The organism is Lentzea sp. NPDC054927, assembly GCF_053610285.1.
The window spans coordinates 14,476-32,236 of record NZ_JBSGXZ010000007.1; the positions used below are offsets into that span (position 1 = coordinate 14,476).

Annotated in this window: 14 protein-coding genes; 9 read left to right on the top strand and 5 right to left on the bottom strand. The window is 66.9% G+C overall.

Annotation, left to right across the window (positions count from 1 at the left end; translation table 11 throughout):
* The first annotated feature begins 29 nt into the window (after positions 1-29).
* Both ACWGE0_RS13250 and ACWGE0_RS13255 read left to right on the top strand, forming a co-directional pair.
* Complete coding sequence (locus ACWGE0_RS13250) at positions 30-1,223, top strand: LCP family protein (protein WP_452261151.1); 1,194 nt, start codon at positions 30-32, stop codon at positions 1,221-1,223.
* A gap of 9 nt (positions 1,224-1,232) precedes the next feature.
* Positions 1,233-1,928 carry a TIGR03089 family protein gene (locus ACWGE0_RS13255; protein WP_452261152.1) on the top strand — a complete coding sequence of 232 codons (696 nt, stop codon included), beginning with the start codon at positions 1,233-1,235 and terminating at the stop codon, positions 1,926-1,928.
* Here ACWGE0_RS13255 and ACWGE0_RS13260 read toward each other — a convergent pair.
* Both ACWGE0_RS13260 and ACWGE0_RS13265 read right to left on the bottom strand, forming a co-directional pair.
* The gene (locus ACWGE0_RS13260; protein ID WP_452261153.1) at positions 1,909-2,325 is read right to left on the bottom strand and encodes a DoxX family protein; all 417 of its coding nucleotides are present in this window, start codon (positions 2,323-2,325) and stop codon (positions 1,909-1,911) included. The genes ACWGE0_RS13255 and ACWGE0_RS13260 overlap by 20 nt on opposite strands.
* A 203-nt stretch (positions 2,326-2,528) precedes the next feature.
* Positions 2,529-4,523 (bottom strand): RICIN domain-containing protein, encoded by a 1,995-nt coding sequence (locus ACWGE0_RS13265; RefSeq protein ID WP_452261154.1) that lies wholly within the window; start codon positions 4,521-4,523, stop codon positions 2,529-2,531.
* Positions 4,524-4,816: 293 nt separating this feature from the next.
* Here ACWGE0_RS13265 and ACWGE0_RS13270 point away from each other — a divergent pair, with 293 nt between their 5' ends.
* Genes ACWGE0_RS13270 through ACWGE0_RS13280 form a run of 3 tightly spaced genes read left to right on the top strand, consistent with a single transcriptional unit; the run spans position 4,817 to position 10,369 of the window.
* A complete protein-coding gene (locus ACWGE0_RS13270) occupies positions 4,817-5,878 on the top strand; it encodes a hypothetical protein (protein WP_452261155.1) in 1,062 nt (353 codons plus the stop codon).
* A gap of 4 nt (positions 5,879-5,882) precedes the next feature.
* Positions 5,883-10,097, top strand: a complete 4,215-nt coding sequence (locus tag ACWGE0_RS13275; RefSeq protein WP_452261156.1) for a hypothetical protein — start codon at positions 5,883-5,885, stop codon at positions 10,095-10,097.
* Positions 10,098-10,108: 11 nt separating this feature from the next.
* A complete protein-coding gene (locus tag ACWGE0_RS13280) occupies positions 10,109-10,369 on the top strand; it encodes a hypothetical protein (protein ID WP_452261157.1) in 261 nt (86 codons plus the stop codon).
* A 71-nt stretch (positions 10,370-10,440) separates the two neighbouring features.
* Here the strand turns inward: ACWGE0_RS13280 and ACWGE0_RS13285 are convergent, their stop codons facing one another.
* From ACWGE0_RS13285 to ACWGE0_RS13295, 3 genes are all read right to left on the bottom strand, one after another.
* Positions 10,441-11,202 carry an META domain-containing protein gene (locus ACWGE0_RS13285; protein ID WP_452261158.1) on the bottom strand — a complete coding sequence of 254 codons (762 nt, stop codon included), beginning with the start codon at positions 11,200-11,202 and terminating at the stop codon, positions 10,441-10,443.
* 8 nt (positions 11,203-11,210) lie between these two features.
* Positions 11,211-11,981, bottom strand: coding sequence for an META domain-containing protein (locus ACWGE0_RS13290; protein WP_452261159.1), 771 nt, complete (start codon positions 11,979-11,981; stop codon positions 11,211-11,213).
* Positions 11,982-12,064: 83 nt separating this feature from the next.
* Positions 12,065-12,997, bottom strand: a complete 933-nt coding sequence (locus ACWGE0_RS13295; RefSeq protein ID WP_452261160.1) for a trypsin-like serine peptidase — start codon at positions 12,995-12,997, stop codon at positions 12,065-12,067.
* A gap of 313 nt (positions 12,998-13,310) precedes the next feature.
* Here ACWGE0_RS13295 and ACWGE0_RS13300 point away from each other — a divergent pair, with 313 nt between their 5' ends.
* The 4 genes from ACWGE0_RS13300 to ACWGE0_RS13315 form a co-directional block, all read left to right on the top strand.
* Positions 13,311-13,637, top strand: a complete 327-nt coding sequence (locus ACWGE0_RS13300) for an ArsR/SmtB family transcription factor (RefSeq protein ID WP_452261391.1) — start codon at positions 13,311-13,313, stop codon at positions 13,635-13,637.
* A complete protein-coding gene (locus tag ACWGE0_RS13305; protein ID WP_452261161.1) occupies positions 13,634-14,116 on the top strand; it encodes an SRPBCC family protein in 483 nt (160 codons plus the stop codon). Before ACWGE0_RS13300 ends, ACWGE0_RS13305 begins: the two co-directional genes overlap by 4 nt.
* A gap of 129 nt (positions 14,117-14,245) precedes the next feature.
* Positions 14,246-14,734 carry a toll/interleukin-1 receptor domain-containing protein gene (locus ACWGE0_RS13310; protein ID WP_452261162.1) on the top strand — a complete coding sequence of 163 codons (489 nt, stop codon included), beginning with the start codon at positions 14,246-14,248 and terminating at the stop codon, positions 14,732-14,734.
* A partial coding sequence (locus tag ACWGE0_RS13315; RefSeq protein ID WP_452261163.1) for a pentapeptide repeat-containing protein occupies positions 14,731-17,761 on the top strand: 3,031 nt, incomplete at its 3' end. The genes ACWGE0_RS13310 and ACWGE0_RS13315, both read left to right, overlap by 4 nt.

Consider the following 17,761-nt stretch of genomic DNA (forward strand, 5'->3'; position numbering starts at 1 on the left):
ACGCAAATCCAGTACACGGAGGACCTACGTTGAGCGCTGCCACACGCGCCAAGAAGACGGCACGGGTCGTCGGCCGCACGGTCGTCGCCCTCGTCGCCGTGACAACGTTGGCTTTCTCCGGCTACTTCTGGACGGCGTTACGGCTCGTCAAGCAGAACACCAACACCACGCAGATCCTCGAAGTGCTGGAGGACATCCCGAACTCGCCGCCCGTCGAGGACGGCGCGATCGACATCCTGCTGGTGGGCAGCGACAGCCGAACGGACGCGCAGGGCCGGCCACTTCCGGCGGACGTGCTGCGCAAGTTGCGCACCGAGGGCACGGACACGGTGAACACCGACACGATCATCGTGATGCGGGTGCCGCGCAACGGAGGCAAAGCGAGCGCGATCTCGATCCCGCGCGACACCTACGTGCCGATCGCGGGCTATCGCGAGGACAAGATCAACTCGGCGTACGGCGCGGTCAAGTTCCTGACCGCCGAACGGCTGCAGGCCGAGGGCGTGAGCGACCAGCAGGAGCGCGAGCGCAAGTCCGACGAGGCCGGGCGCAAGGCGTTGGTGCAGGCGGTGCAGGACCTCACCGGGATGCGCGTCGACCACTACGCGGAGATCAACCTCTACGGGTTCTACCTGCTGACCGAGGTGATCGGCGGCGTGCAGGTGTGCCTCAAGGCCGGCACGTCGGACCCGAACTCCGGCGCGAACTTCCGCGCGGGCCAGCAGGTGATCTCGGGCGGTGACGCGCTGTCGTTCGTGCGGCAGCGGAACATGCCCGGCGGTGACCTCGGTCGCATCGCACGGCAGCAGGTGTTCATGTCTCAGGCGATGAAGCAGCTGCTGTCCGCCGGCACGTTCACCGATCCGGGGAAGATGAACGGCCTGCTGGACGCGGTGTCGAAGTCCGTTGTCGTGGACGAGAAGCTGGACCTCGCGACGCTGGCCACGCAGGCGCAGGGTCTCGCGTCGGGCAACGTGGAGTTCGCCACGATCCCGGTGACGAGCATCGACGCGCGCAACGAACGCGGCCAGAGCGTGGTCACGGTCGACCGCGAGGCGGTCAAGGCGTGGGTGGCGCAGCTGATCGGTGAGACGCCGAAGCCGGTGCCGTCGTCGGCGACCACCCCCGCCACGCCCTCCAGGTTCGGCCCTGGAAAGCTGCTCTCGCTGGACGGCGCGCACGCCGTGGCAGCCGCCCAGCAAGATGTGCCCTGCGTCGACTAGGAGTGCCGCGTGAGCGTGACCGAGATCCTCTTCACGCCCCTGCTGAAGGCCGATTCCGGTCGTCCGCTGATCACGCACTACGACGACGCGACGGGTTCCCGGATCGAGCTGTCCCGCGCGACGGCGGCGAACTGGGCCGCGAAGACCGCGAACTGGCTGCGCGACGAACACGACGTCGAGCCGGGTGACGAAGTCGCGGTGCTGCTGCCCGCGCACTGGCAGACCGCCGGCCTGCTGCTCGGCGCCTGGTGGTGCGGGGCGCACGTCGTGGGCGCAGGCGTGGACGCGAAGGTCGCTGTCGTGCCGCCGGGTGGAACCGCCGAGGCCGACGTGGTGGCCGTGGCCTCGTTGCACCCCATGGGCCTCGGGTCCGGCGCTCCGGTCGACTACCTGGACGACGTGCGCGTGCACGGCGACGACTTCATGCCGTGGCAGCCGACTCCGGGATCAACGCCCGCTCTCGGTGAGTCCACTGTGGATGAGGTGGTGGCGCGGGCACGTGAGCTCGGCGCGAAGCTGGGCACCGAACCGCGGGTGCTGTCCACTGTGGAGTGGGACTCCCCCGCCGCGGTGCTGGAAGGGTTCCTGGCCGTGCTCGCGGCCGGTGGCTCGCTGGTCCAGGTGAGCAATCCCGACGCGAGCCGGATGGCCGCGCGCCGGGACAGCGAGAAGGTCACCCAGGAGATCACGCAGCTGCTGGGTTGAGCACCTTGTTGTTCTTGAACAGCACGCGGTCCAGCGCGTAGGCACCACCGTTGAAGCCGAGCGCGAGCGCGGCCGCACCGAGCACGATGACCAGCTCGGAGCCCCCCTGGCCGATCAACGGGCCCGACGCGTGCACGAGGACGAACGCTCCGGCCATGTTGACCGCGAGCAGCAGGCCGGCGATCGGCAGAAGGACACCGGCGATCAGCGCGAGACCACCGGCGAGCTCGACCGTCGCGGCGAACGCGGCGGACACCGAGGGCAGCGGCACCCCCATCTTCTCGAACGACGCGCCGGTGCCGGCAAGCCCGAACTCGGTCCACTTCTGCCAGCCGTGCGCGACGAAAACGATGCCGACGGCGATGCGTCCGATGAGTGCGGCGACGTCCTTGACCATGGTTCCTGCTCCCCGATCCTGTCGATGACCTGTCGGTCGTTCAACTTCGAACCAAAGCTAGTGCAGGTTTGAACGACCTCATGATTTCGACAGGAACCCAACAGCGAGTCCTTAGGTTCGCAGGTCAGTGGCGATCTACGTCAGAACGCGAAACCGCCCCCGCCGACGTCGGCGGGGGCAGTTCCCGATGCTGTACGTGCAGGTCAGGCCGTGGTCAGCTGCTCAACGGTCCAGTGCTGGTTCGCACCGCCGTTGCCGTCCCACTGGACGACAGCCGTGCCGTTCGCGGTCTTGTTGTCGTACACGTCGAGCGACTTGCCGGTGAGCACGCTCACCACGCCGACGGTGTTGTTCGGGCCCGGAGCGAACACGAACTGCTGCGCGCCGTTGAAGTGGCACGTGTACTGGATCAGCGGGTTGCCGTTGTGGATCTCGCTGTAGCGGACGTCGAGGCACTTGCCGGACATCTTGTTCTTCAGTGCGTACTTCCGGCCGCCGAGATCGACCAGTTCCCACACCATCTTGTTGCCACCGGTGCAGTCCCAGATCTCGGTGCCGGCGAGGTCCGCGAGCGCACCCTCGTTCGGCTTGTCCCACAGGCCCGCGACCTGGTAGCAGCGGCCCGACTGGAGGCCCTTGAGGCGGATGGTGCCGAGCGTCATCTGCTTGGCCCACTCGACGTGGCTCGGGTCGATGATGCGCCACTGCTGGTTGACGGCGTTGGTGTTGGTGTACTGCACGACCAGCGTCGCGTTGCCGGTGCCGTTGTCCGCCGCGGTGGCGAACTGGCCGGAGCCGACGTTGCGCAGCTGGAAGGTGCCGTTGGGGTTCTCCAGGAACTCCCAGCGCTGGTTCGGGTGCTCGTTGCAGGGGTTCTGGATGACGCTGGTGCCGGAGATGTCCAGGCACTGCTTGGAGCTGAGGTTCTGCAGCAGGTAGCCGCGGTCCTTCCTGATCAGCTCCCAGACCTGCTTCGGGCCGCGCTGGCAGTCCCACAGCTCGGTGCCGGCGCCGGGGGCGTTGGCGCCCTGGCCCGGCTGGTCCCACAGGCCCGCGACCTGGAGGCAGCGACCGGACTGGATGCCCTGCAGCTCGATCACCCTGCGGTCGGCGGGCTTGATCAGGTCAGCCTTCGCGGCCACGTGCTGGCCGGTGTTGAGGAACTGGTCGTAGGCGGCCTTCGTGCCGGCGGCCAGTGCGGCACGGGCGGCGGCGACGAGGTTCGGCTGGTAGTGGTCGGCGAGGGCCTTTTCCAGGATGACCTTGATCTGCCGTTCCGCCTCCAGCTTGTCCAGGCGGTCCTGCTCGTCGATGTCGGCCTGGTGCGCGGCGTGCACGCCGGTGAAGATGAAGTCCTTCCACACGGACGGCGTCGGGCTCTCGTACGCGATCTGCGCCTTGGCCTTGACCTGCACACCCCTGGTGCGCTTGATGATCTCGTAGATGAACTCGCGGTCGGGTAGGTTCTTCAGGTCCTCGGTCGCCGTCGACTGGGTCGCGGCGGCCCAGGCCTGCTCCTTGGCCTTCCGGTTCGCTTCGCGCTCAAGACGTTCGCGCTCGAGGCGTTCCGCCTCTTCGATCTTGCGCTGCTTGTCGATGCGGGAGGCGGCGTAGATGCCGTTGACGACGAATTCCTGGCGCTGCTCGTCGGTCGCACCGGTCTTCAGCACCAGCGCAGCGCCCTTTTTGACGTCGCTGCCGTCCTCCGCGTGCTCCCACAGCTTGAAGACGAAGTTCTCCAGCGTGTTGTCGAGCAACGCCTGCGGGACGTCGGTCCAGTTGATTTCCGCTGCTGCCGCAAGACGTTGGCGGTCGCGCTCGGCCTTCTTCGCGGCCTCGATCTGCTCCTGGACGCTCGCGTCGAAGATGCCCGCCGCGACGAACCGGTAGCAGGCGTTCTCGTCGGTGTCGGAGAACGCCGCGAGGGCCGCGGCCGCGATGATGTTCTTCTTGTCCGCCTGGGCTTTCCGCCACAGCGTGAGGACGAAGTTCTGCTCGGTCATCACGGCCATCTCGGGCGTGAGGATGATGTTGAGCTCACGGGCAGCGCGTTCGCGTTGCTCCGTTGTGGACTCTTGTGCGGCGGCCTCAGCGGAGGCCGTGGTGTCCGAGCTCGTGGTGGGCGCGGCCATCGCCGGCGCGGTGACAGCACCGCTCGCCAAAGTGGCCGCTACCGCGAATGCTGCGAAAACGCGCATGCCGCGGCCGACCAGACTAGATCTGGACAAGTGAATCCCCCAAGATTCATCAAGTTGTCGGCACCGCCCCAGTAACCCCAGTTAATTCGGGTGCCAGCGCGAACTCTAAGCACGCGATCTCACCCACCGCAAGAAACCGACCCCAGAGTGACCCAGGTCACATCTAGGCCAAACGGACCTGCATTGACATGCGTGTTAGGAAACTCCACGGGCACTAGTGCCCGTCGAAGTTCACTGGGGTAAAAGAGTTTTTACTGGGGTACTGGGGGAAGTACATGGGGCGTCATACGCTCTTGCGCGCGGTCTTGGGGGCCGCGCTCACGGTGGGAACGGTCGTCACGACAACTGTTCCCGCTGCCCTCGCCGACACGGCGGCCGTCGCGGAGGACCAGGTCGAACTGGCCTCATTCCGCCGCGACTTCGTCATGAGACTGGCGTTGCGGGACGCGATGCCGGAAGTCAGAGCGGATGCCTGGAACGCGTTGCGCAGCAACGCGGGTGAGGCCGCGCTCGTCGACTTCCTGGCCATCGGTTATCCGAACGCCAAGGCGCGAGCAGCACAACGGATCGACCGGAACTACAAGTACATCAAGCGCGTCAACGACTTCTCGTTGACGGGCAGCGCGGTGCGGGCGACGTCCGGCCGGGCATTGGTGGACACTCCGGCGGCTCAGGCCGAGTACGTCCAAAGTGGATATACGAAGGCACAGGAACTGGACCGCGTCAACAACAACAAGTACGAGGAGAAGCTCGCGCGGCTGGCGCAGGAGGACCACGACTACGTGGCCCAGCTCGCCGCGAACGATCCAGGAACCCAGGTCCGCGCGGCCGCGAACCGCGCACTGGCCACCGGGGGCGAGACCTCGATCGGGCTGTTCTTCAAGTACTACTGGGGAATCGGGGCCGACCTCGACAACGAGGCGTTTCACCGCAACACCTCCGACCAGAACGACGTCTGGCACAGCAAGATCCGTTCACTGACCGAGGCCGCGCTGGCCGCCGAGAAGGCCGAACGCGAGTCGAGCGGCGAGCTCGCCCGCAAGGCGCGGGCCGACGCGATCGCGGCGTGGCGCGACATCGAGGGCCAGGCCGGGCAGTCCTCTGTGGACTGGCTGGCGGAGAAGGCGAAGGCCGACTCGCAGGCTGCTTCGTGGGCGTCCGTCGCGGCACACGCCCGTGCGGCGCAGACGGAACAGGACTGGGCAGCCGTGCTCGCTCGGGCCGACCAGGGCAACACGTCCTGGGCGGACGAGGCGCAGTGGGCGTTGGATCAGGCGAACTCGTGGCGGAGCATTGCGGCACAAGCACGTTTGAGCGCCCTCGCGGCGCTCGACCGTGACCAGGGGGACGACTAACAACATGCGCACAACAGAACCCAGCGTCGCCTTGCTGCGACGCCGGTCGATCGCGGCCGTCATCATCATGGTGCTGCTGGGGTTGGTGAGCGGCACGGCGCCGGTCATCGCCGCGCCGCAGCAGCCCGCTCCGGTGCTCCAGCAGCTGTCCTCCGCGAGTGATCCGGTGGACGAGGAGTACGAGTTCTACAAGCAGCTCGTGCAGGACATCGCCGACCACGCGGAGGACGTCGAGGTCCGCGACGCGGCCAAGGCCGCGCTTGCCGTTGGCACCAAAGAGAAGCTCATCTGGTTCCTGGACCACGGCGAAACCGAGGCCAGAGCCAAGGCGGCGGAACGCAAGCGCGTCGAGGCCGCGCAGAACCGCGCCAAGGTCGAGGAGTGGGCGCGCACCGGCGGTCCGAACGTCAAGGCCGGCGCACAGGCCGCGTTGAACGCCGGCGACCAGGCGATCAGGGACTTCGTGGCGTACGGCTACGAGATCGCCCTGAAGCAGGACAAGCAGCAGGCCGAGGACGACAAGGCCGAGCAGGAAAGGATCATCGGCCGGGTCCGCGACATGGTCGCGCACGGCGGCCCGCAGGTGAAGGTCGAGGGCGAGGCGCTGCTCATCCGCGGCGACTACGCCCTGATCCGCGAGTTCTACCTCACCGGGTACGCCGAGGCGAACAGGCGCGACCACGAATTCCAGGCGGTGATCGAGCAGGCGCTGATCGACCGCAACAAGGCGATCACCGACCTGACCGCGCTCGCCCGCCGCGCGGAGGAGGCTGCGAGCGCACGGGCCGAGATCGTGCGCGCCAACATCAAGTCCGTCAAGGCGCTCGACGACGGCACGATGGCCATGAACATGGCCGCCAAGGCCGCACACCGCGCCGACCAGATCCTGCAGGAGGACAAGCCCGGCAGGGCCAACGGCCAGAAGGGCCGCAACGCGGACCTCGACGCACTGCGCGCCGAGGCCACCCGGTACGCCGAAGCCGGCGACCGGGCCTCGTTGAGCGCCGCGGAAGCGACCGCACAGGCGCAGAACGCGGCCGTGCGGCTGATCAACACCGGCCTCGACAACGGCCTGGACTGGGCCAAGGTCACCATCGCGATCGGTGGTGCGGTCGAAGCGGCGGCGAAGGCGGCCGAGACCGCGCAGCACGCCACCGAGGCAACCCTCGCGGACAGCAAGGCGCTGGACGCGAACTCCGGTGCGCAGGAACACGCCAACAACGCCAGGAAGTACCGCGAAGAGGCTGAGCGGCAGGCACTTCAGGCCGCGGGCCTCGCGGAGGCGGCGCGCAAGCAGCAGGACATCGCGATCGGGTCGCGCGACAAGGCCGCCCGGCAGAAGGTGATCGCGCAGAACGCGGCGGCGAGCGCTCGCCGGCACGCGACCAACGCCCGCAACTACCGGATGACCGCGCAGTCCGCGGCGTCCAACGCGGTCGCGAGGGCGCAGGCCGCGGTCAAGGCACACGGCGACGCGGTCGACGCGAGTGCCCGTGAGCAGGCGGCGATGGACGCCGCCGCGACCACCGGCCGTCAACTCCAGACGGCCACAACCGTCTGCTTCGGCAAGGTCAGCTTCGCCGAACAGGTCGAGACCGCGTTGCGGACGGCCAGGGAACAGGCGATCAAGGAGGGCAAGGACGCCGACGAGGCGACCAAGGACATCGCCGCGGCGGCCGGCCGTGCACGCACCGAGGCCAACGCCGCCCAGGCGTGGGCGGGACGTGCCCAGGCGGCCGCGGCCGCGGCGAACTCCGAGGCGCAGAAGGCAGCCGCGGACGCACGCACAGCCCGTGCGGCCGCTGCCCGTGCCGACCAGGAGGCCGTGACCGCGCGCCGGGCCGCCGACGAGGCGAACCGGCTCGCGATCGAGGCCACCAACGTCGCCATCGCGACGCAGGCGTCGGCCGACAACACCCGCCTCGAAGCCGAGGCAGCGGTGAGCGAGGCCAACGCCGCGGTGTGGCAGTCGTCGATCGCCGACAGGGCGTCATCCGCTGCCGCCGCCTCGGCGTCGATGATCATCGATCCGGCGCGGATGACCGAGGTGATCGCGAGGCCGTACGCGGGGATCAACGGCGACGCCCGTCGTGCGCTGGAGACCGCGGCCAAGGCCCTGGTGCTCGGCGAGGAACAGGCCCGCTCCGCACGGGAGAAGGCGGAGGAGGCAGGCCGCGCGGCCACGGCGGCGCAGGAGGCGGCCAACCGGGCGATCGCCGACGTCAAGCCCGCCTACGAAGCGGCCGCCCGTGCCGCGCAGTCGGCGAACCAGGCCGCGCAGTACGCGGTCGCCGCGAACAACGCGGCGAACGAGGCGGCCCAGCACGCCGCCGGTGCGCACTCCGCGGCTTCCTCCGCCGCGCAGTCCGCGGCGTCAGCCCGTGCCGACGCCGTGGGCGCGGGCAACGCCGCCGCGATCGCGTCCAGCGCCGCGCAGTCCGCCGGTCAGGCAGCGGCGGCGGCCGAGGCCATCCACCAGTGGGCGATCAAGGCCACGGCCGCGATCCACACGTTCGAGAACGAGGTCAAGACGAACCTCGACCAGTTCCTCGACGCGAAACAGCGCGCCGTGGAAGCGGAGAGGATCGCCAGGGAGACCGAGCAGCGCAAGAAGGACGAGCTCAACAAGGAGTTCCACGACGGCCTGATGGGCGTCGTCTCCTGCCGTTCGAGCTTCACCTCGCCGCAGTGCAAGGAACTGGCGGCCAAGGTCGGCGACGCGGTCGGCACGGCACTGGCGTCGCTCGGTGACTACGCCAAGGACGCCGCGCTCTGCTACGGCGGCGACGAGAACGCCTGCACGAGGTTCAAGGAGTCGACCAAGAAGATCGCGAACTTCGCGGTCGAGACGGCCAAGGGCTTCGCCGAGGGCGCGGCGAACATGTGGCAGGGCATCGTCAAGCTCGCCGAGTGCGGCTGGGAGGTCAAGACGTTCGCGGCCCCGACCGCGTGCGCCGAGATCTGGGCGGGCATCAAGGATCTCGCCGACAACCCGTACAAGCTGATCCACCTCGACGTCTGGCACGAGAACCCCGGCAAGGCGTTCGGCCTGCTCACGTTCGACGTGCTGGCGGCGGCGGTGACCACTCCGCTGGGTGGCAGCGGCAGCGCGCTCTCCAAGATGCTCGGCGTCGCGGCCTCGGCGATCACCAACGCCACGACGAAGCTCATCGGCGGTCTCGGCAGGTTCGGCAGCTTCACCCTGAAGCTGGCGGACAACATCCCGTTGCCCACCAGGCTGCCCGGCGGTGTCGGCGAGGTCATCAACGTCACCGTGAAGGTGGAGAACGGCATCGCCAAGCTGAACGGCCTGGTCGCGATCGACGGCAGGCTCTACAAGCTCAAGGCGACGGAGCTGAGCGCCGAGGGTGATCTCGCCCGGCTGGAAGGCTCGATCGCGCGCATCGAGCCGAAGCTCAAGGACGGCAAGCCTCTCGATCTGCGGATCAACCTCGACGGGAACGGTCTGGCGACGCTCGAGAACGCGTCGTTCAAGTTCGAGCAGATGGACCGCCTGCCTCCGCCGAGGCTGACGGATCCGCCCAAGGGCGTCGTCAAGGACGGCGTCTGGACGATCGAGGAGTACGGCAAGCCGCTCAAGCTCGACAAGGGCCCCAACAAGGCCGCCGACGACTTCCTCGAGCACGCCAAGGCGGCGGAGAAGGAGATCACGCCGATCCTGGAAGACCTCGTCGACGACATGCACCCGAAGTTCCCCAGCGCCAGGCTGGAGGGACTGGAGTACAGCGTCAAGAGCGCCGACTCGTTGAAGCGCAAGGTCGCCGGCCTGATGGGCGACGAGCCCGACGTCCACAAGGTGCTCGCGGAGGTCAACGACGGCGTCCGGTACACGATGCTGCTGGACGACGCGGTCTACACCGACGGAGTGCTGAAGGGAATCGAGAGGCTGGAGGCCGCGGGCTTCGAGAAGGTCGAGGTCAAGAACGCCTGGTTGAAGAACATGAACGAGAACAAGTACCGGGGCATCAACACCACGTGGCGCGACCCCGACACCCAGCAGCTCTTCGAGTTCCAGTTCCACACGCAGAAGAGCCTGTCGGCGAAGACGATCGAACACCCGTGGTACGAGTTGCGGCGCGTGCCCGGTGCGACCGACCTGGAGATCGACCACGCCATCGCGCAGGGCGAGCTGATCTTCGCCGACGTACCGTTCCCGGACCGAGCGATCGAGGTCCCCGTTTACAAGAAGAACCGGTAGAGGCAGGTCCGATGAGCAAGCAACACTCCTACTTCGCCATCGTGGGCTTCGCGCACACGGTGGAGGAGCCGTTCGCCGTGGTGCGCACAGGTGGCGAGCACGACGAGTCCTTCTCCACCAACCTGAAGTGGGAGCGGACCGACCTGCTCGAGCGCATCAACGAGGATCGGGTGCACTTCGAGGCCGTGCCGATCAGCGAGGAGGAAGGCAAGGCCTTCGAGGAGGTCCAGGCCCAGCGGGTCAGGGCCGTGCGCGAGCGCGACGGGTCCTGATTCGCTGACTTGCTGATCAGCTGATTCGCCGTGAACCGGGCCGGGTGGAAGTGTTCACCCGGCCCGGTTTTCTACTTCCTGAGCTGCAGGCCCTGACCCTTGGCGTTCGTCAGGGTCAGCGTGTTGCGGTCGATCTTGTAGGTGACCGGACCCTGGCTGAGTGCGTCGAGGACCGCCTTCTCCACGGCCATCTCGTCCGGGCCGCAGAGCTTCAACTCCGTGGCCAGCTGTCCGAACGTGATGCTCTCACCGTCCACTTCGTACGTACCACCGGCAGAGTTGCAGCCGGCCGCCACTTCCGCTTTGCCTTCCTTGAAGGAGATCGTGGCCCGCACACCTGCGGGAACGGACGAGGTGGCATCGCTGGTGATGAGGCCGTCGACGATCCAGGTCCCGCCTTCCAGCGTCGCCGGGGCTTCTGCGGCAAGCACGATCTCCGCGTCCGATCCGGTGATCACCAGGTTCGCTCCGTCCATCCGCCACGACGGTGCCGCGCTGAGCAGCTTGCCCAGCCACTCGTCCTGCTGGTGCAACCCCGGTTCGGGGCAGGCCATGTCGGTCGTGCTCAGGTCGGTGACCGTGAGCTTGCCGTCCGCCAGCGACACCGGGCCCTGCATCATGTTGCAGCCCGCGTTGGCGATCAGTCTGCCGTCGTCGGTGAACCTCAGCTCCACCTTCGTGCCGTCGACCAGGGCGCGTGGCTTGCCCTGCTCCGTGACGGACGTGGAGCTGAACACTTTTCCCTTCACGTCACCTCCTCCTGTCCCGGTGGACGCGGTGCCGCACCCGGTGACCAGCAGTGCGATCACGGCGACGAGAACTCGGTAGCCCATGGCCGGCCTTATTTCCTGAGCTTCAGGCCGGCGCCGGACGCGTTCGTGAGCGTCAGCGAGTTGCGGTCGATCTTGTGCGTGACCTCGCCGCTGTCGAGGGTGCTGTGGATGGCCGTCTCCACGGCGTTCACGTCATCACCGCACCCGATCAGGGTGGTGACACCCATCTGGACCACGAGCCGTTGACCGTCCACTTTGTACGGACGGTCCGCGTCCTTGTAGTTGCAGCCGGTGTCGACCTTCATGTTGCCGTCCTGGAAGACGAACGTGGCTTTGACGCTGCCGGGAACGGACGAGACGGCGTCGCCGGTGACGAGGCCGTCGACGGTCCAGGTCCCGCCTTCCAGCGTCGCGGGGGCCTCCGTGCCGAGCACGATCTCGGTGTCCGACCCGGTGACCACCAGGTTCGCGCCGTCGAGCTTCCACGACGGTTCGGCGTCGAGCAGCTTCGCGAACCACTCGTCCTGCTGGTGCAGTTCGGGTTTGGGGCAGCCCATCGCGGTGGTGCTGAGGTCGGCGACCGAGATCTTGCCGCCGTCGAGCGAGACCTGGCCCTGCATCATGTTGCAGCCGACGTTGGCGATCAGCCTGTCGTCGTCGGTGAATCTCAGATCCACCTTGGTGCCCTCGACCAGAGCCCGCGGCTTGCCCTGCTCCGTGACGGACGACGAGACGTACACCTTGCCCCGCAGGTTCGCGCCCCCTTGGCCGGACTGGCCGCCGGCGCATCCGGAGGTGGCTGCGAGCAGCAGTACGGCGAGGGCGATTCGGTGGCTCATGTGCCTAGGACGGAATGTGCGGGCTTCGGGGTTGCCCGAAGGCCGGACACGGGATCGCCGCGTCCGGCCAACGGAATTCGACGTCACGGGGACAGCGACTCCGCGAAGTCGTAGAGGCTCTTGATGTCGTTGTCGAAGTACGGCCCGTCCATCTGGCTCGCGTCGGCGTGCCGGTGGCTGACCACGCTGTTGATGTAGCCCAGCCCGTTCTGGTCGTTGTACTCCTGCAACCACGGACCGCCGCTCGAGCCGCCGGTCATGTTGCACCAGGCCCGCACCTGCTGGCCGTGGCCGTTCCAGGTAGTGCCCTGGCAGAAGTACTGCAGCTCACCGGTGAACGGCGCACCCGCGGGGTAACCGAGGATCGTGACCGCGACCGAGTAGCCCCAGTTCCAGCGCAACCCGTTGCCACCGACGACGTTCGCGATCGAGCTGCCGCCGAGGGTCTGCATGATGACGATGCCCATGTCCTCGTCACTGTTGCTGGAGTTGATCCAGGCAGTGCGAGAAGTGAGCTGGTAAGCGCTCCACGTGCCGTACGGCCGCGCGCCGTTGCGGTACCGCGGAACGAACACCCAGTTGGACATCCACTGGCCACCAGCACCGCCGTGCACGCAGTGCCCCGCCGTCTGAACCAGCTTCCGCTTGGCACTGCTGACAGTCGCACCCGAGCAGACGTAGTTCAGCCCGTTGACCGGGTTGGTGAAGAACACCTTCCCGACCGTCTGCGACTCGTTGAGCATGATCCCGATGCCCTGCGCCTGCTCGGTCTCGACCTTCACCGAGGGTGCGACCCCGTCGATGCTGCCCGCACGACCCGAGGGCTGGCGTGGGGAAGCGGCCTGAACAGTGGCAGGAGCCTGCGCCGGGATCGCGTTGGCCATGCGCTCCGGCGTCCAGTAAGCCTCGGCTGCGGCAGCCGACTGGATCTTGTTGTCGGAGGTTCTGGCCAGGCTGGCAGAGCTGCCCTGCGGTGCCGCCTGCGCGGTCGGCACGAGCACGGAAGCTGCCAGCACAAATCCAAACGCTAACGAAACAGTTCTTTTCGCTCTCATTCGAAATACCTCACTAAACGAGGTTAACTTACGGCTTTTCGAACGTAGCGAGCCCTCTGACCTGCTGTCCAGCATGTTCTTTGAAGTTGCTCTATTCAGCAGAACTTCCATTCCATGCCTGCCAGAAAAAGGTCCATCCGGGCCATTTCCCGGCGAAATGTGCGGATCGGAAAGCGCTATCCAGCCAGTCGATCTTGAACTTGACCCTTGACAGCCGACGACGCCAGGTCTCTACTTAACCCAGAGGTTAGATAACCAAGTGGTTAGGTACGAGATGGACCAGCTGAGCGCCACGTTCGCCGCACTGGCGGACCCCACCCGCCGGGCGATCCTCGCGCGGCTGACGGACGGTCCGGCCACGGTGAAGGAGCTCTCCGAGCCGTTCGACATCAGCGGCCCGGCGATCTCCAAACACCTGCGGGTGCTGGAGAAGGCAGGCCTGATCACCCGCGGCAGGGAGGCCCAATGGCGCCCCTGCCAGCTAGACGCGACACCCCTGAAGGAGGTCGCTGTGTGGGCCGAGAACTACCGCCGCTTCTGGGACGCGAGCTACGCGCGCCTGGACGCACTCTTGACCGAGATGAAGGAGACAGACAAATGACCACCACCAAGTTCGGCACCCTCGTCACCCTCCCGTCGGACACCGAGATCGCGATGTCCCGCACGTTCGACGCCCCCGCGTCGCTGGTCTGGAAGGCCTTCACCACGCCGGAGTTGTTGCGGCGCTGGCTGCTCGGCCCCGACGGCTGGGAGATGCCGATCTGCGAGATCGACCTCCAGGTGGGCGGCAAGTGGCGCTACGGCTGGGCCCAGCCGGACGGCTCCCAGAGCTTCGAGATGCACGGCGAATACACCGAGGTCACGCCCCATTCTCGTTTGGTGAACACCGAGATCTTCGAGGACAACCCGCCGGCCATCTCGACCGTTTCGTTCGTCGAGGAGGACGGCCGCACGACCATGACCACCACCATGCGCCTGGTGTCGCAGGAGGCCAGGGACGCGGTGCTGGCGACCGGGATGGCGGACGGCGCGGGCCGCAGCTACGAGCGGCTGGGCGAGGTCCTTTCCACCCTGTCGTGATTCCAGTTGAGGCCGCCTCGGCGCGCACGGCGGCCTCAACTGGTCTCACCAGTCACTATTCGCTGACCTGATGCTTTCCGGCTTCCGGGATTCGATCCGGGGTCTTCCGGGGTGTACGGTCCCGCGTTCATGGCGACCCAAACGGTCCGGATCTTCCTCAGCTGGTGCCACCGCGACAAAACCTCTGTCGACGCGCTCCTGCACGACCTGAGGCCGACCCTGCGGCTCTTCACCGACCTGAAGATCGAGTGGTGGCAGGACTCGCACCTGATGTGCGGCGAGGACTTCACCCCTGCGATCCGCGACCGCATCGACGAGGCCGACTTCGGCCTGCTGCTCGTCACTCCGCACTACCTGGCGAGCCCCTTCATCCGGGAGCACGAGCTACCGCGGTTCTCGGGTTCTGCCGCTGACCGGGCGCCACTTCCTGTCAAGCTGTCGCAACTGCCTCAGTTCGGTCCCGCATACGACTTCGGCGGGCTGGAAAAGCTGAACATGTTCTCGTTGGACGGCAAGGCTTTCACCGAGATCAGCCGCCACCGCCGCACCGACTTCTCCAACCGGCTCGCCGAAGCCGTCCGCCTCCGTGCGCTCGGCCAGAACGGGTACACGTCGTGACGACCCCGCTGCGGCCCAACGAGATCACCGACCGGATCAACGCGCTCCGCCCTTCGTTGACGACGATGCAGGCAGCCCGCCTCACCGCGATCAGCGAGGTCGTCGGAGAAAGCGGCCAGTTCCTGCTGCGTCAGGCACTGGCTGCCGGCGACTTCCCGGAGGGCGATGAGCGCGCCCAGGACGCATTCCGCGACTTCCGGAACAAGATCAACGACCTCGCCGCGAAGGCAGGGATCGATCTGGTCCTGGAGCTCGAGTCCCGGAAGACCACACCTGACCACCGCCACGGCTGGTTCGCGGGCAACCCGGTGGAGAAGAGCCTTGTCGCCTTCACCGAAGGCAACGCCGAGAACATCGGCATCACCAAGCCGATCGCGCCAGCGGTGCGGGAACTGGGCGAGCCCCGCCGACTGCGGATCTACGTCAGCTTCCACCCGGCGACCGCGCGCAACGCCGCCGCGCTCATCGAGCAGCTGAGCACCGCGCTTCGCGTGCTCGACGAAGCAGAGTGGGAGATCAAGGACTCCAGCTCGGTCCTCGTCGGCGACGACATCGCGGAGACCCGCGCACAGCTTCTTGCCCAGGCGGATGTCTGCGTCTGCCTGATCAGCCCGGCGTACATCGACTCGCCGGAACGCCAGGCGGTGCTCAGCAGCCCCAAGCTCGTCGCTGTTGCGTTCGCGGGCTTGCCCAACCTCGCCGATGGCCTGAATCCATTGCAACGACACGAAATCGCACTGCAGGACTCGCCGTGGGAGGAGTTGCGAGGACCTGCGCAGCGCAAGGTGTTCATCAACGAGGTTGTCCGGCAGATCCGGCTGATGATGGACAAGCCGCCGTCACACGACGACGATCAGACGACCATTCTCAAAGCCTTGGCGACCAAGCAGGTGCGCCTCCGCCGTGATGACAGCCGTTACCTCGTCCCGTCGCAGCTCAGGGAAGCTTCCCTGCAGGAGTCGTTGCTGGCTAACGGCGACCAACGCGCGACCGGTATCTCCTTGCCCGCCGTCGAGCGTCTGGTGGCATGGGCAACCGCGGACGACTCCGCACCAAGGTTGTGTGCGCTGCTCGGTGACGTCGGCATGGGCAAGACGACCACGACGAAGCTGTTCGCCACTCAACTGCTCAAGCTGCACGACCATGACCAGACGTCACCATTGCCGATCCTGTTCGACCTCAGGGACATCGAGCCCGGCGAACTGCCGGGTTCGATGTCGTTGGACCGAATCCTGACCCACCTGCTCGACGCGACCCGCCCACAGGGTGTGTCATCCAAGCGACTGAACGCGGACGTCGTGCGCGAGCGTCTCGAACACGGCCTCAACCGCACCGTGGTCATCTTCGACGGACTGGACGAGGTGCTGGTGCACCTCAGCCCGCACAAACGTCAGCTGTTCACCCGCCAACTGTGGCGCGCGCTCCCCGCCGAGTCGAACGCGCGAATGTTGTTGTCCTGCCGCACCCAGTACTTCCGCACGATCCGCGACGAGGCCGACTTCTTCACCGGCCAGACCCGGCAAGGCCTGCGCAGCAGCGACTACCTCGCTTTGCTCATGCTGCCGTTCACCGAGGACCAGATCCGCGAGTACCTCGAGGGCAACCTCGACCGCGACGCGGAGTGGGTCGACCGGTTCCTGGAGACCATCGGCGCAGTCCACAACCTGACCGAGCTGGCCCAGCGCCCGATCACGTTGCGGCTGATCTCCGACCAGGTCGAGTTCATTGAGAAGGCGAAGCTCGAAGGCCGCGAACTCCGGTCCGTCGACATCTATGCCGAGGTGGTTGACCGCTGGATCACGCGCGACGAGGGCAAGCACACGCTGACCCCGGACCACAAACGCCTGCTGATGGAGGAGATCGCCGCAGCGCTCTGGCGATCAGGGAAGAATGCCTGGAGCCCGGCCGAACTCGACGACTGGCTGCTCGGGTTGCTCGACCAGCGCCCAGACCTTCGGCGCCATTACCGCGAGCACGTACCCGACCTGTGGACAGCGGACTTCCGCACTGCGACGTTCCTCAAACGAGAAGGCGACACGTTCGAGTTCGCCCACCGCTCGCTCTTCGAGTACTTCCTGGCGCGCTATCTGTTCCGGCAGCTAAGCGATGCTCGTGCGAGCGACGCGCTCACGATGCCGGTGCCGAGCCAGGAAACCCTCGACTTCCTCGGCCAGTCCATCGCGGCTTCGCCTGACGCGGCGCGCGCCACGCTCGAACTCATCGGGCGCCAATACCGTTCCCAAGCCTCGGAGTTGGCGGTCGCGTACGCCCTGCACGCGGCTCGGCGTGGGTACCCGCATCAGTCGCTGATCGGGGTGGACCTCTCGGGCGCGGCGTTGGCCGGGTGGACCTTCACAGGACGTGGCAGGCTCGCACTGAACAACGCGAACCTGTCCGGTGCAGATCTGTCACGAACGTCCTTCTTCAACTCGGATCTGACGGGTGCTGATCTCACCAATGCCTATGCCGGCAACGCCGAGTTCCACGATTCGATTCTTGCAAGGTCCAGCTGGCAGGCGGCCCACATCGCCGGCGCAATCTTCCGATGGTGTGACATCACTGGCGTCGATTTCAAGCAGTCGAACGCATACAGGACTCAATTGATCTTCTGCACACCGCCGCCAGACTTGAGTCCGTGCGCCCAGATCGCGCCGTCCGCAGCGCACACAGGCGAACAGTCGTCAACAGCGACCCGACTCGTAACCTTCGCCGGATACGTCGGAGCGGTGAACGCCGTCGCCTGGTCACCCGACAACACCCGCATCCTCACCGGCGGCAACGACCGGACCGTCCGCATCTGGGACGCCACCACAGGCCAGCTACTCCACCAACTCACCGAACACGACGACTGGGTAAGGGCCGTCGCCTGGTCACCCGACAACACCCGCATCCTCACCGGCGGCGACGACAACACCGCCCGCATCTGGGACGCCACCACAGGCCACCAACTCCACCAACTCACCGGACACGACAGCAGCGTCAACGCCGTCGCCTGGTCACCCGACAACACCCGCATCCTCACCGGCT

Bases quoted from the DNA above. Each gene is read 5' to 3' on its own strand.
- ACWGE0_RS13260 (WP_452261153.1), bottom strand. From the start codon at position 2,325: ATGGTCAAGGACGTCGCCGCACTCATCGGACGCATCGCCGTCGGCATC.
- ACWGE0_RS13265 (WP_452261154.1), bottom strand. From the start codon at position 4,523: ATGCGCGTTTTCGCAGCATTCGCGGTAGCGGCCACTTTGGCGAGCGGT.
- ACWGE0_RS13275 (WP_452261156.1), top strand. From the start codon at position 5,883: ATGCGCACAACAGAACCCAGCGTCGCCTTGCTGCGACGCCGGTCGATC.
- ACWGE0_RS13280 (WP_452261157.1), top strand. From the start codon at position 10,109: ATGAGCAAGCAACACTCCTACTTCGCCATCGTGGGCTTCGCGCACACG.
- ACWGE0_RS13285 (WP_452261158.1), bottom strand. From the start codon at position 11,202: ATGGGCTACCGAGTTCTCGTCGCCGTGATCGCACTGCTGGTCACCGGG.
- ACWGE0_RS13290 (WP_452261159.1), bottom strand. From the start codon at position 11,981: ATGAGCCACCGAATCGCCCTCGCCGTACTGCTGCTCGCAGCCACCTCC.
- ACWGE0_RS13300 (WP_452261391.1), top strand. From the start codon at position 13,311: ATGGACCAGCTGAGCGCCACGTTCGCCGCACTGGCGGACCCCACCCGC.
- ACWGE0_RS13305 (WP_452261161.1), top strand. From the start codon at position 13,634: ATGACCACCACCAAGTTCGGCACCCTCGTCACCCTCCCGTCGGACACC.
- ACWGE0_RS13310 (WP_452261162.1), top strand. From the start codon at position 14,246: ATGGCGACCCAAACGGTCCGGATCTTCCTCAGCTGGTGCCACCGCGAC.